Here is a 15,221-nt window from a genome sequence, read left to right on the forward strand (position 1 = left end):
TGTCACCGGGGGCCGACATCCGCACGGCTTCGGGCGGCGGGATGCGTCGCGACGTGGGCCGGGGGCGTCTAGGACGGGCCGACGGCCGACTCCGCGGCATCCGTCGTCTCGCCGTCGATGGCGCGCAGGGCGTCGACGAGATCCGGCGTGAGCTGCAGCCCGCGGACCGCGTTCGCCGCCATCATGAGGCGGTTCATCCAGCGCCGGTCGAGGCGGGGCTCCTCGTCAGTGTCGTACTGGGCGAGGATCGGCATGGTGGGGTTCACCATGACCTCGTCGTGGTGGCCGTCGTCGGCGACCCAGCCGACGATCACGGGCTCGCGCACCCGCATCTTCGCGATGACCACCGCGTGGACGTGCGCGAGCACGTCGTCCGGGAGGTCGATCCGGACGATGCGGCCGAGCATGAGATTGCCCAAGGTGGTCCTTCCGATGCGGGGGAATCGGTCAGGCCGCCGGTCGCCCGGAAGCTTCCGGGGTGTGCACGGTCGAACTCGTGCGCGGACCGACGGCCTGTCACGGGCTTCGGGTGCCCGCGCAGTCATGTCTATGCACTGGATCGCGATCCGGGGAGGGTCTTGACACGGGTCGTCCGCCCATGGCATGGGCACCCGGGCGTTCGGCACCGTATGATCCCGCTGTGGACCCGAACATCGCGCGGCAGGTGCTGCGCCTCGACGCCGTCGCCCCCCTCTCCCCCGCGATCGTGGAGGACGCCTTCGCCCGCGAGTCGTGGGAGCGCCATCCGTCGCGGTATCCGGATGCCGAGGGACGCGCCTCGGCCGAGGCGTGGGCGGCCACGCTCGCCGAGGCGCGCGCGGTCCTGCTCCGCGAGGCGGGGTCCGCGGCCGTGGGCGCGTGGCCGGGGTCGACGGATGCCGCGGTGCCGGCGCCGGCCCGACGCGGACTCTCCCGCGGCGCGGTCGTCGGCATCGTCGCCGGCTCCGTCGCACTGCTCGCCGTGCTGACGGCGGCCGGGATCGGCGCGGCGCAGCTCGCGACGACCGCGTTCGAGCAGGCCCGCGTCGCCGCCGAGGAGGACGCCGCTCCGCGCGCGGACGGCGACGCCGGCAGCACCGGCGCCGGCGACGACGCGGCGGCCGCCGACGAGCCCGCCGACCTGGAGCGCTTCGAGGCGGACGAGACCTCCTTCACCTTCCCCGCAGCGCTCGAGATGTACGCCGACGGCCGCTACGACGGCCGGTGCGGGCTCGAGCATCTCGAGGGGTGCTGGGAGGGGGCGCTGTTCGTCGAGGCGGACTGCGCGACCCTCGAGATCGAGCTCGGCTTCACCAACGACGAGGACGTCTGGGCCCCCGCCGACGAGACGCGGACCCTCACCGAGACCGGCGTGGTCGCGGGCGAGGCGCTGCCCGTGGTGTTCGGCAACGACGCCTACGACTTCGGGTGGATCCAGGACGTGCGCTGCATCGCGGCGGCGAGCTGACGCAGTCCGGATCGCACGCCGGATCGGGTCGCGCGGTCAGTTCACGGCGTGGGCGGCGTCGAGCAGCGAGGTGAGCTCGTCGCGGAGCCGCTCGAGGCGCTCGACCGAGTAGCCGAGGCGCTCGACGACCTCGCCGGGGACTCGGAGCGCCTGTTCGCGCAACGCCGTGCCCTCCTCGGTCAGCGCGATGTCGACGGCGCGCTCGTCGGCGGCGCTGCGCGACCGGGTCACGAGGCAGGCCGCTTCGAGCCGGCCGATCAGGGGGCTCACCGTCGCGGGTTCGAGGTGGAGCCGTTCGGCGACCTCGCGCAGGCGCTGCGGGCTCCGTTCCCACAGCGCGAGCAGCACGAGGTACTGCGGGTGGGTGATGCCGAGCGGTTCGAGCGAGGGCCGATAGAGCCGCACCACCTCGCGGCTCGTGGCCGCGAGCGCGAAGCAGAGCTGGCGGTCGAGTTCGAGCGGATCGGTCATGATCCCAGAATAGCGAGTACACTAACTGTTCGTGCACGAACAGAAGCTGCCCAACCCGTGGCGCGACGTCCCGGGCTTCTGGGCGCGCGTGAGCCGCGTGCTGTACCCGTTCGCGGGGCCCGCCGAGGTCGGCATCGGCCGACCGGAGGAGCCGTACCGCCCTCCGGCCGATCCCACCTGCCCGGTGTGCGGCGCGTCCATGGCCGAGCACCGCATCGAACGCGGCGACGCCACGACGCCGACCCGCCTGCACTGCCCGACCGGAGACGGCCGAGCTGCGTGATCGGCGCGGCGCCTCGGACTCGATCGAGGCGCCGCGCCGAGGATCACCCGAGCGTCACGCCGCGTGCGGAGAGGAACGGCACGGGGTCGATGCGGGTGCCGTTCTGGTACACCTCGAAGTGCAGGTGGCATCCGGTCGACGCGCCCGTGGTTCCCGAGTACCCGATCAACTGGCCGACCGAGACGGTCTGGCCCACCTTCACGCGTATGCCCCCGTCGACCAGGTGCGCGTAGCCCGTATCGATGCTCGAGGCATGCGCGATCTTGATGAAGTTGCCGTAGGTGCCCACCCAGCCGGCCGTGCTCACCTTGCCGGACGTGGCGGCGTAGATCGGCGCGTTGCAGCCGGTCGCGATGTCGACGCCCGCGTGGAACGACGACGTGCAGCCGCCCGAGGTGCAGATGGGCTCGCGAGGTCCGAACGTGCTGGTGATGCGCCCGTTCGCGGGCTTCGCCCAGTCGGTCGCGCACGCCGTGTTCTGGGCCACGGCGTCGCCCACGACTCCCGTGCTGCCGAGGATCACCCGGGCCGGCGGCGCCATCTCACGGAGCGCGTTCCACGCCGGGTACGGGATGCACGTCGCCCGGGTCAGGTACAGCGGCGACCCGAGCGCGCCGGCGAGCGCGGCGCCCGAGAGCGCGTCGGCGAAGTCGATGCCCGTCGCGAGGAAGGCGCTCCCGACCGCCGACGACGTGCTGCGGAAGACGGCCTGGTTGATCGCCGTCGCGGTGAGGTACCGATCGGCGCCCTCATGGCGGAGCACCGTGAAGCCCTCGGAGGAGAGCTGCTTGGCGATGCCCTCGCTGACCGCGCCCGCGCTGCCGGCGATGCGGACCGTGCGCACGCCGAGCGACTTCATCGCGGTGATCGTGCTGGATCGGGCGGACTGCGCGAGACCTTCGACGAGGAACACCGGTGCGCCGATCGCGCCGGCCGCAGCGGATGCCGCGAGCGCATCGGGGAAGTCCGCGCCGGTCGCGATGAAGGCCTCCGTCGCGCTCGTGAAGGCGCTGCCGACGACGAGTTCGCCGGTCTGGTATCGATCGTTCCCGCCGGACCGGCTGATCTGCGGTGTCAGGCCGGCGAGCTGGTCGTAGACCGCCGGGGTGATGACGGCATCGCTGCCGGCGACCACGATGCGCTTGGGTGCCAGGCGGACGATCTCGGTCCGCACGACCTCGGGGATGGCGTCGCCGCGGGTCAGGAGCAGCGGCCCGCCCGCCTTCGCCGCGGCGGCGGCGGCGGTCAGTCCGTCCGGGAAGTTGAGGCCGGTGGCCACGTACAGGACGGGGACGCCCGCGGCGAACCGCTTCGAGATGGCCACGGCCGTCTCGTACCGGTCGGCGCCGGCGAGCCGGTGCACGCCCGTGCCGAAGGCCTCGATGACCGGCTCGGCCGTCGTCGTCGCAGACATCATGGTGGTGGTCTGCTCGGTCGTGCTGCCGGCGGACGACTGGGTCGTCTGCTCGGTGGTCTTCGGGCTCGAGTCGGCCGGCTTCTTCGGCGACGTGGTCTCCGCGGGTGCGCCGGATGCCGGGCCGGAGACCGTCGGCGCCGGCGTCGTGGGAACCGGCGTGGGCGCCGGCTGGGTCGTCGGTGGAGCCGACGCGACCACCTGCTGATCCGACCCTGCGACGGGCTCCTCCGCCTGTGCCGGCACAGCCGTGCCGAACACGAGCGCGATCGCCGCGGCGACCCCCGTCACCGCCCGAACGCGGATCCAACCAGCCATCTTCGCCTCCCCCCGGAGCGAGCGTGCGCGAGGGGAATCGCGCGACGCTCGTCATCGCAGTGTAGGGGGCGATGGCGAAAGTGTGAAGTTCACGTAGAACGTTCGTCTTGAACCGATCAGATTACGAAGCGGGCATCCGCCGTCGCGTGAAGGCGGACGGCGTGTCGCGGAACGGCTCCCGAGTGGTCGCTCGTCCCGCCGCGCAGGGTCCGGGCGCGTGGTCTCGGCTCACGCTAGCGCGCCGGCCTTCCGCTCGTCTTGTCCCATCTTGTGAGGACCGACGGTCGCGCCGGTCGACGTGCACGACGCACGCATCCCCTGCACGGCGCCGCGCGGCTCGGACATTCCGTTCCCGACATGCGAGGTCGCGTACGGTGGCCGGATGCTCCGACGATTCATCTCCCGCGTCTACTGGGCCTGCAGCAGGTGGACGCTCGCGGGTGAGCCGGCTCCCGACCGGCCGTCGGTGCTGATCGGCGCCCCGCACACGTCGAACTGGGATTTCGTGCTCATGCTCGCCATCGCGTGGCGGTACGGCATCGACATCCGCTGGCTCGGCAAGAAGAGCCTGTTCCGCGGATGGCGCGGGTCGATCATGCGCCGGATCGGCGGCATCCCGGTCGATCGCGACGACCCCAGCCGCGTCGTCGGCGAGGTCGTCGAGCGGATCCGCGACGGCGAGGTGTTCGGCCTCGTCGTCACGCCGGACGGCACGCGTGGGGCGAACGAGTACTGGAAGTCGGGCTTCTACCGCATCGCGAGGGAGACCGGGCTTCCGGTGACCCTCGGCTTCGTCGACCGCACCACGATGACCACGGGCCTCGGACCGACGTTCGACCTGACCGGCGACGTCCCGGCCGACATGGACCGGATCCGGGCGTTCTACGCCGACAAGGCCGGCCTGCGGCCGCACCTGCGCACCGAGCCGCGCCTGCGTGACGAGCGCCGCACGGCGTAGCGCGAGGGTCAGTCGTCGAGCCGGAAGCCGACCTTCAGCGTCACCTGGAAGTGCGCGATGTTCCCACCCTCGACGTGACCGCGAGTGGAGATCACCTCGAACCAGTCGACGTTCCTGAGCGTCGAGGTCGCCCGTGCGATGGCGTTCCGGATGGCGGCGTCCTGGCTCTCGGAGGAGCTTCCGACGATTTCGGTGACGCGGTAGACGTGGTCGTGCATGGCCGGCTCCTGACTTCCCCGCGTCGGCGCGGGATTCCTCGACCCTAGTCGCGCATGCGGCCGAGCGACAGGATCACTCGACGGAGAAGTCGAGACTCGACTCCGCGACCGCGATGACCGACCACGTGCCGCCGTCGGCGTCGGTGAACTCGTACGCCGGCACCACCAGGACGCTGCCGTCGGGCTGCCACTGGCTCGCGAGCCCGAGCCGCGCCTCGACGATCTCCACGTCGTTCACGGGCCACGACACGGCGACGCCGGGCTCCGGTGCCGCGGGCGGCTCGGTCGGCGGCACCCACTCCGGCATGTCGGTCACGGGCAGGTCGCGCGCCTCGGCGGGCAGCGCGATCATCGTCGACGCGAACCGAGGGTCGGACAGCCGCTCGAACGCCTCCTGCTCGCTCACCACGGGGTAGTCGCCGAGTTCGACGAGGTCCGCGAGCATGCCGGACGCGCTGACGATGCCGCGGTCCGACAGTTCGACGCCCCAGGCCTGGTCGATCCGCTGGCCGTCCACGACGGGCCAGGCCTGCGCCGTGCGCGTCAGGGCACCCTCCCACGTCTCCGAGGCGAACTCGAACGCGCCGGCGTCGCGCCCGGTGGACTCGATCAGGGAGCGCAGCGCGTCGATCGCCGCCTGCTCGCTCGGGATCTCCCCGGTCGGCTCGCAGGTCTCCGCGCCGTCGCCGCACTGCCACGGGCTGTTCGTCGGATCGGAGTACCAGAATCCGAGCGTGCCGTCGAGCGACACCCCGAGCGCGGGGCCGGTGCCGTCCTTCGGCCCGACCGACCAGGATCCGTCCGCGAGTTCCGGCGCGCCCTCGACACCGAGGGCCCCCGCCAGTGCGGCGACGGTGTCGGCATCGGATGCCGCGCGAGCGTCGTACCCGTAAGCCGCTGCCGTTCCGCTCGAGGTCGAGAGTCCCGACGCGCTGAACGAGTTGCGCCCGCCGCCCCATGACGGCCAGCTCATCCCCTGGGCGCCGGGCTCCGGCATCATCCGGTCGCCGGTCGCGATCTCGGGCATGGCGCCGCCCTCGGTCGCCGCACCGTCGGGCGGGCCCTGCAGGGAGATCGGCGGCGCGGCTCCCCCGGCGAGATCGGCCGGACCCGCGGTGGCGGAGCCGATGCCGTACCCGACCGCGCCGACGACGACGATCGCGGCGGCCGCTGCAGCCACCGGCATCCACGCCGGTCGCCGGCGCGCCCGCTCCGCGGTGAGGTCGGCGACGGGGGCCGATCCGCCCGTCTCGGCCGCGGCCCGCGCCACGACCTCGTCGGCGAACCCGTCACGGGCCTCGACGCCCGCAGCCGGGTCCGCGGCGCGCAGCCGTTCCATCGGGTCGCGCTGGTCGTCGTTCATGTCGATCACCTTCCGTGGCATCCGCTCTCACCCATGCCTGTGTGCCGCGTGAGCCGAACCTTGCAGGAGTCGCTAGAACGACATCCGCTCGCCCCACGCCTCGCGCAGGCGCTTGCGGGCCCGCGAGAGCGCGGCGTCGGCGCCCGACCGCGAGATGCCGAGGACCTGCGCGAGCTCCTCGCCGTCGAGGCCCTCCCACGCGTGCAGCAGGAGGATGCGCCGGTCGCGTTCGCCCACGCTCATGAGCGCGCCGCGCAGTTCGTCGTCGAACAGGGCGCTGAGCTCGGGATCGGTGCGCACGCGTGCGTCACCGGCGTCGGGCACCTCGTCGACGGGGAGGTCGACGAGCTTGCGGCGGTGGTTCGCGAGCGTGAAGCCCGCCGTGCGGTACAGCCAGGGCAGCACGGCTTCGCGGGGCACGTCGTCGCGCCGGCGCCACGCGGTCGCGAACACCTCGGCGGCGAGATCCTCCGCGTCCTGGCGGGACCCGCGGCGAGCGAAGTACTTCACCAGCGCCGTCGAGTGCTCGCGCACCACGCCCGTGAACCACGCGAGCGCATCGGTGCCGTCCTCGACCGGCTGCGGCTCGGCGCGGTCGGGCATCGGCTCCCCCAGGGTCGAATCGGCGTCTGCGGCGTCGGTGCTGGCGATCCTCACACCCTGCCTGTGTCGCGACTGCGCCGAGTCTTGCACGGCGCGCACGCCCCGAAGATCACGGATCGGTCGCGATCGGGGAACCCGTCGCTCCAGCGGACCACGCCTTGAGCCGCGGCAGGACGCGCGAGTACCCTCTCCGCATGTCGGCGGTCCCGGTGGAGGTGTGGGGCTCCGGCGAGCGCGTCGTGCTCGTCCACGGATCGCTCGCGACCGGTCCGGCCGAGTGGGCGGCGCAGCGACCCCTCGCCGATCACGGCTACGAACTCGTGATCCCGACGCGACGGGCGTACGCCGGCGAGCCCGGCGCCGTCGGCGAGGACTTCCTCACCGACGGCGACGACGTGGCCGCGCTGCTCGGCGACGGCGCCCACCTCGTCGGCCACTCGTACGGCGGCCTCGTGGCGATGGTCGCTGCGGCACGACGACCGCAGGCGGTGCGCACCCTGGTGCTCGCCGAACCCCCGGCATTCGACGCGGCCTCCACGCACCCGGCGGTGCGACGGCTGCGACGCGACATCGAGCAGGCGCTCGAATCGGCGGGAGACGACCGCGAGTTCCTCGACGGGTTCCTCGAACTGGTCGGATCGCCGGTCGACGAGATCCCGGCCGACGTCATGCGCGACCTGACCGCACTGGTCCCGGCGCTACGCCGCGCGCGTCAGCCGTGGTCGGGCGCGATCCCCGTCGAGGAGGTGCGCGACGCGGCGTTCCCCACGGTGGTCGTCTCCGGCGACCATCACGAGGCGTTCACGGCCATGTGCGACGGGCTCGCCCGCGACCTCGGCGCCGACCACCGGACGGTGACCGGCGCCGGACACGAGATCCAGCTCGCCGCCGCCGACTTCAACGCCCTGCTGCTCGCCCTCTGGCGATCGACGGCTCCGCAGTGAGCGGATGCCGCGTCAGACGTTGAAGCGGAACTCCACCACGTCGCCGTCCTGCATGACGTAGTCCTTGCCCTCCATGCGGGCCTTGCCGCGCGCGCGGGCCTCGGCGACCGAGCCAGCGTGGACGAGGTCGTCGAACGAGATGACCTCGGCCTTGATGAAGCCCTTCTCGAAGTCGGTGTGGATGACCCCGGCCGCCTGCGGCGCCTTCCAGCCCTTGCGGATGGTCCAGGCGCGCGACTCCTTGGGGCCGGCGGTGAGGTAGGTCTGCAGTCCGAGCGTGTCGAAGCCGACGCGCGCGAGCTGGTCGAGGCCCGACTCCTCCTGGCCGGTCGACGCGAGCAGCTCCGCGGCATCCGCCGGGTCGAGGTCGATGAGCTCGGACTCGATCTTCGCGTCGAGGAAGACCGCCTCGGCGGGCGCAACGAGTGCGGCGAGTTCCGCCTTGCGGGCTGCATCCGTCAGCACCGCCTCGTCGACGTTGAAGACGTAGATGAAGGGCTTGGCCGTGAGCAGGCCCAGCTCGGCGATGGGTGCGAGGTCGACGGATGCCGCGGACAGCGGCGTGCCCTGCTGCAGCACCTCCTGCGCCTCCTTCGCCGCGGCGAGCACCGACGGGTCGAGCTTCTTGCCCTTGACCTCCTTCTCGTAGCGCGTGATGGCGCGCTCGAGCGTCTCGAGGTCGGCGAGGATGAGCTCGGTGTTGATGGTCTCCATGTCGTTCTTCGGGTCGACGGCGCCGTCGACGTGCACGACGTCGGAGTCCTCGAATCCGCGCACGACCTGCGCGATCGCGTCGGCCTCGCGGATGTTGGCGAGGAACTTGTTGCCGAGCCCCTCGCCCTCGCTCGCGCCCTTGACGATGCCGGCGATGTCGACGAACGACACGGCCGCGGGGAGGATGCGCTCGGAGCCGAAGATCTCGGCGAGCTGCTCGAGTCGCGGGTCGGGCAGGTTCACCACGCCGACGTTCGGCTCGATCGTCGCGAACGGGTAGTTCGCGGCGAGCACCTGGTTCTTGGTGAGGGCGTTGAAGAGCGTCGACTTGCCGACGTTCGGGAGACCGACGATTCCGATGGTGAGAGCCACGGGGGTCAATCGTACCCCGCGGGTCCCGCGTCCCCCGCGCGTCTCGGTGCGGTCCCTGATGCGGCGGCGGATGCCGGGACGTAGCGTCGCCGGAGCGGGGAACGACTCCCCGCTCGACTGCGCATGGAGCGCACACCGGGAGGGGTACGGATGCTGCAGGGAGGACGTGCCGCCGTCGAGGCGCACGCGGAGGCGCAGGTGAAGCCGATCGTCGCCGTGGGCTCGGCCACCACGGTGCGGGTCGTGCTGACCGCCGCCCCGCACGCCTCGGGCCGAGCCGCGGATGGCACGGCGACCGGCGGCCGCGCGGTCGAGCCGGCCACCCGTCACCTGTCGGTCAGCGTGGAGCCGCACGGCCTGAAGCTCGCGCTCGGCGTCCGCCGCACGCGCTCGCTGCGGCTCTCCCCCGGCGGGCGCGCCGCCGCGACGTTCCGCCTCGTCGGCGTCGAGCCGGGCCCGGGAGCCGTGCCGGTCGTGATCCGCAGCGACGACGGCGACCCGCTCGCGACGCTGCAGTTGACGGTCGAGGTGGTCGGCTCCGGCGATCACGACCAGACGGGCGTGGCTCGCGTGTCCGCGGTGGTCCCCGCCCGTCCGGTCCTCGCGGAATCCGCCGCACGGGCGCAGGACGAGCCCGAGCAGCCCGCCGAGCCGGTGCCTCCGGCCGGCGAGGTCACGGCCGCCGGGTCCGGAAGCACCGCGTGACGTAGGGCACGGCCAACTCGTCCGCACCGGCGACGTCCGGGTGCGTGTCGAGCAGGGTCTCGATCGCGGCCACGACCGCGCGCTGCTCGTCCGGCGGCGCGGTGATCCAGTGGCTGCGCGAGCGCACGAGGTCGAGGAACCTCGCCCGCGTCATCCGCTCGACCCACTCGACCCGGTGCTCCTCGATGGGTCCGAAGGGGCGGCCGACGCGCACGTACGACTCGAACGTGGCCGACGCGTCGTGCCGCTCGTGCATGATGGCGCCGGCCTCGCGCAACCAGTCCGCCGAGGTGTCGCGGCTGTTCCAGACGAGTCCGAGCGTGCCGCCCGGCCGGAGCACCCGCGCGATCTCGGGCACGGCACGCTCGGGTTGGAACCAGTGCCACGCCTGACCGGCGACGACCGCGTCGACCGACGCGTCCTCGACGGGGATGTCCTCGGCGGTGCCGAGGATGCGCGGCACGCCGGGCACCCGGACCTCGAGTTCGTCGAGCATCTCCTCGACGGGGTCCACCGCGACGACGTCGAGGTCGAGCTGCACGAGCGCCTCGGTCAGCTTCCCGGTCCCGGCGCCGAGGTCGAGCACGCGTCGCGCGTCCTCGACGAGCCAGGCGACGGCCTCCACCGGGTAGCCGGGCCGAGCCGCCCCGTACACGGATGCCACGGTCCCGAACGACCGCGCCACCGCCCGCGTCGCCGGGTCGCCGGGGTCGATCACGGGCGCGGCCCGTCCGCCGGCATGCCCCTGCTCGTCCGCTTCGCCCATGGTCGGCCCCCGATCCCCGTCCCGGACATTCCACGCCCGCGCCGCGGCATCCGTCAACCACCGCGTGCGCCGATCACCGACGCGCGGCGCGACGCGCCCGGCGGTGTCGCCCGGACGTGCGACGATCGGCGCGTGCCAGTGAGCTTCACCGCGATCGACTTCGAGACCGCCAACTCCTCCGCCGCGTCGGCGTGCTCGGTCGGGGTGGTGAAGGTCGTCGACGGCGTGGTGGTCGAGCGCGAGCACCGCTACATCCGCCCGCCGTTCCCGCACGGCGACTTCTCGCCCTGGAACGTGCGGATCCACGGGATCACCGCGGAGATGGTGGCCGAGGCCGCCGGCTGGGCGACACACCTGCCGTGGCTGCGCGAGTTCGCCGGCGACGACTGGCTCGTCGCGCACAACGCGGGGTTCGACATGGGCGTGATCGCGAAGACGTCCGAGGCGCACGGGCTGGCGGTGCCCGACTTCCGGTACCTCTGCAGCCTGCAGGTCGCGCGGCGCACCTACCACCTCGACTCCTACCGCCTGCCGGTCGCGGCGATGGCGGCGGGGTTCGAGGACTTCTCGCACCATGACGCCCTGGCCGACGCCGAGGCCTGCGCGGCCATCGTGGTGCACGCGGCGAAGCGGCACGACGCCGACGACCTCGAACGACTGGCCCACGTCACCCGCGTCAAGGTCGGGACGATCGGCGCCGCGGCGACGGCGCAGCGCGCGTCGCTGCACGGGCCGATGGCGCTGCAGTAGGCGTCAACCCCCTCCCGCGACGGCGCCTCCGTCGGCTTGGCTGGGCGCTCGACGAAGGGAGCCGACATGGCCGAGCAGCACACCGACGAGTTCACGCCCCGCATCGCGATCGTGACCGGAGCCGATTCCGGCATCGGCCGCGCGACCGCCGTGGCGCTGGCCCGGGACGGCATGGACGTGGGCATCACGTACCACACCGATGCCGAGGGGGCCGAGGAGACCGCGCGCGAGGTGCGCGAGCTCGGCCGGCGTGCGGAGGTCATGCGGCTCGACGCGTCGGATGCGCCGGCCTGCGGCGACGTGGTCGACGACCTGTGCGAGCGGCTCGGCGGCATCGACGTCTTCGTGAACAACGCCGGCACCGGCTCGGCGACGCCGTTCGTCGACCAGCCCTGGGACGAGTGGCGCGAGGTCGTGGCGACCGATCTGGACGGCGCGTTCGTCTGCCTGCAGCGGGCCGCGCGCCGGATGGTCTCCGCCGGTCGCGGCGGGCGCCTCATCGCGGTGACGAGCGTGCACGAGCACCAGCCGCGCGTGGGCTCCGCGGCGTACGACGCGGCCAAGCACGGCCTGGGCGGGCTGGTGAAGACCATCGCGCTCGAACTCGGGGAGCACGGCATCACGGCGAACTGCGTGGCGCCGGGCGAGATCGCGACGCCGATGACCGACCAGGAGGACGTGGACCCGACGACCGTGGACCGCCCGGGCGTGCCGCTCGGTCGCCCCGGCGACGCGCGCGAGATCGCCGCCGTGATCGCGTTCCTCGCCTCGCCGGGGGCGTCGTACGTCACGGGCGCATCGTGGGCCGTCGACGGCGGCATGCTGCAGATGGGCCCGCAGGCCGGCTCGCACCTCACGAGCGACGACTGGCGCCGCGTCTGAGCCCTGCGGGCGCGCGCCGTGCCGGGCAGGTTCCGGCGGCGCGCGACGCCGCGACGAACGGATGTCGGGGGCCGCTGCCACACTGACGGCATGGACTTCCTCCTGCTGCTCATCGGCCTCCTCGTCGGCGGCGCGCTCGGCGCGCTGGTCATGCACGTCGTGGCGTCCCGTCGCCCGGGCGACGCGGTCGAACCGGTCGAGGACCCGGCGCTCGTCGAGGCGCGCCACGAGCGCGCCCTGCTCGAGCTGCGGGCCTCGGCCGAGGCCGAGCGCGCGGCGCTGCTCGCCGAGCAGCACGAGCAGCAGGCGACGCTCCGCGCCGAGCTGGCGGCGGCCGAGGCCGCTGCCGCCGGGCTGCGCGAGCAGCTCGAGCACCAGGTGCGCCAGCACCGCGAGGCCCTCGAGCAGCAGCGGCTCGACCAGGCCGAGCGCAGCGAGCGCGAACGCCGCGAGAGCGCCGTGCTGCAGGCGCTGAGCCCCGTGCGCGAGACCCTTGCGACGATGCAGCGCAAGGTGTCCGAGCTCGAGCAGCAGCGCAGCGAGCAGTACGGCTCGATCGCCGAGCAGCTCAAGCGGGCGCAGCTCTCCGACGCCGAGCTCCGTGCCACGACCGAGTCGCTGGCGAGCGCGCTGCGCAACAACAGCACGCGCGGGGTGTGGGGCGAGACGCAGCTGCGCCGAGTGGTGGAGGCCGCGGGGCTCACCCAGCACGTCGACTTCGAGCTGCAGACCCAGGTCACGACCGACCAGGGCCGCGGTCGCCCCGACATGGTCGTGAACCTGCCCGGCGGCAAGTACATCCCGCTCGACTCGAAGGTGCCGCTCGAGCACTACCTCGAGGCGTCGAGCATCCCCGAGACCGCGACCGGCGAGGAGGGTGCGCGTCGCAAGTCGCTCATCGACCGGCACGTGAAGGCCATGCGCTCCCACATCGACGCCCTGGGCAAGAAGTCCTACTGGGAGGGGCTCGCGGCCAGTCCCGAGTTCGTGATCGCGTTCATCCCGAACGAGTCGCTGCTGTCCGCGGCACTCGAGGCCGACGCCGGCCTGCTGAACTACGCGTTCGAGCGTCGCGTCGCCCTCGCGTCCCCCGTGAACCTCTTCGCCGTGCTCAAGACCATCGACTACGCGTGGCAGCAGCAGGCCGTGTCCGACGAGGCAAAGAAGCTGTTCGACCTCGGCAACACCCTCTACCAGCGCATCGGCGTGCTCGCCGGTCACGCCGACTCGCTGCGCAAGGCCATCGAGCGCACCGTCGACAGCTACAACAAGTTCGCCAGCTCGCTCGAGTCCCGCGTGCTCGTCACGGCGCGCCAGTTCCCCGGCATCAACGAGACCAAGCTCTCGCTCGTCGCCGAGCCCACACCGATCCACGAGTCGCCGCGCCGGCTCTCCGCCCCGGAACTGACCGACGGCGACCCCGTGGCCGGGCTCCCGGCGGCGGATCCGACGCCCGTCGACGCCACCCCCGCGACCGATCCGATCGACGCCGTTCCGGTGAGCGACGAACCCGTGGAGCTCATCGTCGGCACCGACTTCGACGGCGCCGACCTCGATCCCCACATCCGCTCCGCCTCATCCTGACCCCTCGCGGGCACCGCCGTCGCGCCCGCCCGTGGACGGCGGCGGTTCGTGGCGCTCGTCCACGGGCGCTGCGAACCCCGCCGCCGCCTCGGCACCCGTCACCTGCGTGGGATCCATCGGGCCGTCGTCCAGCGGGTGCGCCAGCTCGTCCTCGCCGAGCCGGGCGGCCGCGAGGGTGATCACCGCGAGCAGGGGCGGCACGAGGCCGGCGATGAGGAACGCGGGCGCGAGGCCGAGCCACTCGCCCACCGGGCCGGCGATCGCCATCGACAGCGGCATCAGGGCGAGCGAGACGAAGAAGTCGAGGCTCGACACGCGGCCCAGCATCGCCGGCGGCACCCGGCGCTGCAGGAGCGTGCCCCAGACGACCTGCGCCGCGTCGAACAGGAACCCCACGATGAACGTGGCCACGACCATCACCCACAGCCACGGCGTCACCCCGATCACCGCGAGCGGGATGCAGCCGAAGCCCCACGCGATGATCATGAGCGTGAGGTAGCGCCGCGGCAGCCGGAACGACGAGACCAGGAGCGAGCCGACGGCACCGCCGAGGCCGAACGCCGCGAGCACGAGCGCGAACTCCCCCGCGCCCCCGCCCGCCTGGCCTCGCACCGCGAACGGGATGAGCACCTCGATCGGGCCGATGACCACCAGCACGAGCAGGATCGAGAACGCGAGCGTGGCGAACAGCCACCGGGTGCGCAGCAGGTAGGCGAACCCGTCCCGAAGGTCCACGAACATCTGCCGCGCGGGATGCGCCGGCGTCCCCTCCTCGAACTCCCGGCGCACCGCGGTGGTGCGCATGAGGCCCAGCGCCGCAACGGCGACCACCTGCAGCCCGGCGACCACGAGGAACGACAGCCACGGCCCCTGGACGGCGATGAGCAGGCTCGCGAGCGCCGGCCCGGCGGCGTTCTGCGCGACCGGCCGCAGCACCCCCTCGACGCCGTTCGCGGCGAGGAGCTGCTCGGCCGGCAGGAGGGCGGGCAGCCACGCCGAGTACGCCGGGTAGAAGAACCCGTCGGCGACGCCGAGCACGAACGACAGCACGGCCAGGTGCCAGACCTCGATCGCACCGGCCGCGGCGAGCCACCCGGCCGCCGCGAACACCGCGGCGCGGACCACCTCCACGACCAGCAGGATCCGCCGCTGCGGAACGCGGTCGGCGACCACGCCGCCCACGAGCACCGCCGCGACGAGTCCGAGGCTGGCGCCGACGGCGACGATCGACAGGTCGATGGGCGTCCCGCCGAGTTCGATCACCTGCCATGCGGCCGCGACGATCCAGGCACCCGCCGACAGCAGCGACGCGGCGAGGGCCACGACGAGCAGGCGGTACTGGCCGGAGCCGAACGGGCGGAGCGCCCGCGGCATCCGCGTCTCGGAGGTCACCCGCCCAGTCTGCGCCAGCCCGGCGGGTGCCGCGAGC

18 protein-coding genes are annotated in these 15,221 nt (G+C 73.1%); 9 read left to right on the top strand and 9 right to left on the bottom strand.

Features of this window, described 5'->3' with window-relative positions; genetic code table 11:
• Positions 1-68 precede the first annotated feature (68 nt).
• Positions 69-419 carry a hypothetical protein gene (locus tag M1L56_RS06070; RefSeq protein WP_157356827.1) on the bottom strand — a complete coding sequence of 117 codons (351 nt, stop codon included), beginning with the start codon at positions 417-419 and terminating at the stop codon, positions 69-71.
• 221 nt (positions 420-640) lie between these two features.
• Between M1L56_RS06070 and M1L56_RS06075 the strand changes: the two genes are divergently transcribed.
• Positions 641-1,447, top strand: a complete 807-nt coding sequence (locus M1L56_RS06075) for a hypothetical protein (protein ID WP_248598554.1) — start codon at positions 641-643, stop codon at positions 1,445-1,447.
• Between the two features lie 36 nt (positions 1,448-1,483).
• On the opposite strand, the gene M1L56_RS06080 is transcribed toward M1L56_RS06075, so the two are convergent.
• Positions 1,484-1,918 carry a MarR family winged helix-turn-helix transcriptional regulator gene (locus M1L56_RS06080; protein WP_248598555.1) on the bottom strand — a complete coding sequence of 145 codons (435 nt, stop codon included), beginning with the start codon at positions 1,916-1,918 and terminating at the stop codon, positions 1,484-1,486.
• Between the two features lie 31 nt (positions 1,919-1,949).
• On the opposite strand from M1L56_RS06080, the gene M1L56_RS06085 reads away from it, so the two are divergent.
• Positions 1,950-2,201, top strand: coding sequence for a hypothetical protein (locus M1L56_RS06085; protein ID WP_231878514.1), 252 nt, complete (start codon positions 1,950-1,952; stop codon positions 2,199-2,201).
• A gap of 43 nt (positions 2,202-2,244) precedes the next feature.
• Here the strand turns inward: M1L56_RS06085 and M1L56_RS06090 are convergent, their stop codons facing one another.
• Positions 2,245-3,618 carry a cell wall-binding repeat-containing protein gene (locus M1L56_RS06090; protein ID WP_248598556.1) on the bottom strand — a complete coding sequence of 458 codons (1,374 nt, stop codon included), beginning with the start codon at positions 3,616-3,618 and terminating at the stop codon, positions 2,245-2,247.
• Between M1L56_RS06090 and M1L56_RS06095 the strand changes: the two genes are divergently transcribed.
• Entirely contained in the window at positions 3,584-3,823 is a 240-nt protein-coding gene (locus tag M1L56_RS06095; protein WP_248598557.1) for a hypothetical protein, read from the top strand. The genes M1L56_RS06090 and M1L56_RS06095 overlap by 35 nt on opposite strands.
• 492 nt (positions 3,824-4,315) lie before the next feature.
• Positions 4,316-4,891 carry a 1-acyl-sn-glycerol-3-phosphate acyltransferase gene (locus M1L56_RS06100; RefSeq protein WP_067945814.1) on the top strand — a complete coding sequence of 192 codons (576 nt, stop codon included), beginning with the start codon at positions 4,316-4,318 and terminating at the stop codon, positions 4,889-4,891.
• An 8-nt stretch (positions 4,892-4,899) separates the two neighbouring features.
• Here M1L56_RS06100 and M1L56_RS06105 read toward each other — a convergent pair whose 3' ends face one another.
• The 3 genes from M1L56_RS06105 to M1L56_RS06115 form a co-directional block, all read right to left on the bottom strand.
• Complete coding sequence (locus M1L56_RS06105; RefSeq protein WP_067945797.1) at positions 4,900-5,109, bottom strand: dodecin; 210 nt, start codon at positions 5,107-5,109, stop codon at positions 4,900-4,902.
• 73 nt (positions 5,110-5,182) lie between these two features.
• Positions 5,183-6,472: a hypothetical protein gene (locus tag M1L56_RS06110; RefSeq protein WP_248598558.1), complete on the bottom strand. Its 1,290-nt coding sequence runs from the start codon at positions 6,470-6,472 to the stop codon at positions 5,183-5,185.
• Between the two features lie 72 nt (positions 6,473-6,544).
• A complete protein-coding gene (locus tag M1L56_RS06115) occupies positions 6,545-7,129 on the bottom strand; it encodes an RNA polymerase sigma factor (RefSeq protein ID WP_231878515.1) in 585 nt (194 codons plus the stop codon).
• A 140-nt stretch (positions 7,130-7,269) separates the two neighbouring features.
• On the opposite strand from M1L56_RS06115, the gene M1L56_RS06120 reads away from it, so the two are divergent.
• Positions 7,270-8,019, top strand: coding sequence for an alpha/beta fold hydrolase (locus M1L56_RS06120; RefSeq protein ID WP_248598559.1), 750 nt, complete (start codon positions 7,270-7,272; stop codon positions 8,017-8,019).
• A gap of 12 nt (positions 8,020-8,031) precedes the next feature.
• Here the strand turns inward: M1L56_RS06120 and ychF are convergent, their stop codons facing one another.
• A complete protein-coding gene (ychF, locus tag M1L56_RS06125; RefSeq protein WP_248598560.1) occupies positions 8,032-9,105 on the bottom strand; it encodes a redox-regulated ATPase YchF in 1,074 nt (357 codons plus the stop codon).
• A 150-nt stretch (positions 9,106-9,255) separates the two neighbouring features.
• On the opposite strand from ychF, the gene M1L56_RS06130 reads away from it, so the two are divergent.
• Positions 9,256-9,810: a hypothetical protein gene (locus tag M1L56_RS06130; RefSeq protein WP_248598561.1), complete on the top strand. Its 555-nt coding sequence runs from the start codon at positions 9,256-9,258 to the stop codon at positions 9,808-9,810.
• Here M1L56_RS06130 and M1L56_RS06135 read toward each other — a convergent pair.
• Complete coding sequence (locus M1L56_RS06135; protein WP_248598562.1) at positions 9,779-10,576, bottom strand: class I SAM-dependent methyltransferase; 798 nt, start codon at positions 10,574-10,576, stop codon at positions 9,779-9,781. The two genes, M1L56_RS06130 and M1L56_RS06135, sit on opposite strands and share 32 nt — an antisense overlap.
• A 132-nt stretch (positions 10,577-10,708) precedes the next feature.
• Between M1L56_RS06135 and M1L56_RS06140 the strand changes: the two genes are divergently transcribed.
• The 3 genes from M1L56_RS06140 (at position 10,709) to M1L56_RS06150 (ending at position 13,792) form a co-directional block, all read left to right on the top strand.
• Positions 10,709-11,326 carry an exonuclease domain-containing protein gene (locus M1L56_RS06140; RefSeq protein ID WP_248598563.1) on the top strand — a complete coding sequence of 206 codons (618 nt, stop codon included), beginning with the start codon at positions 10,709-10,711 and terminating at the stop codon, positions 11,324-11,326.
• A 66-nt stretch (positions 11,327-11,392) separates the two neighbouring features.
• On the top strand, positions 11,393-12,208 hold the full coding sequence (locus M1L56_RS06145) for an SDR family oxidoreductase (protein ID WP_248598564.1): 816 nt from the start codon (positions 11,393-11,395) through the stop codon (positions 12,206-12,208).
• A gap of 90 nt (positions 12,209-12,298) precedes the next feature.
• Positions 12,299-13,792 (top strand): DNA recombination protein RmuC, encoded by a 1,494-nt coding sequence (locus tag M1L56_RS06150; protein WP_248598565.1) that lies wholly within the window; start codon positions 12,299-12,301, stop codon positions 13,790-13,792.
• On the opposite strand, the gene M1L56_RS06155 is transcribed toward M1L56_RS06150, so the two are convergent.
• Positions 13,784-15,184 carry an MFS transporter gene (locus M1L56_RS06155; protein WP_248598566.1) on the bottom strand — a complete coding sequence of 467 codons (1,401 nt, stop codon included), beginning with the start codon at positions 15,182-15,184 and terminating at the stop codon, positions 13,784-13,786. The genes M1L56_RS06150 and M1L56_RS06155 overlap by 9 nt on opposite strands.
• Between the last annotated feature and the right edge of the window lie 37 nt (positions 15,185-15,221).

Origin of the sequence: Agromyces sp. C10 (assembly GCF_023217995.1) — a bacterium.
Classification (GTDB): Bacteria; Actinomycetota; Actinomycetes; order Actinomycetales; family Microbacteriaceae; genus Agromyces; species Agromyces indicus.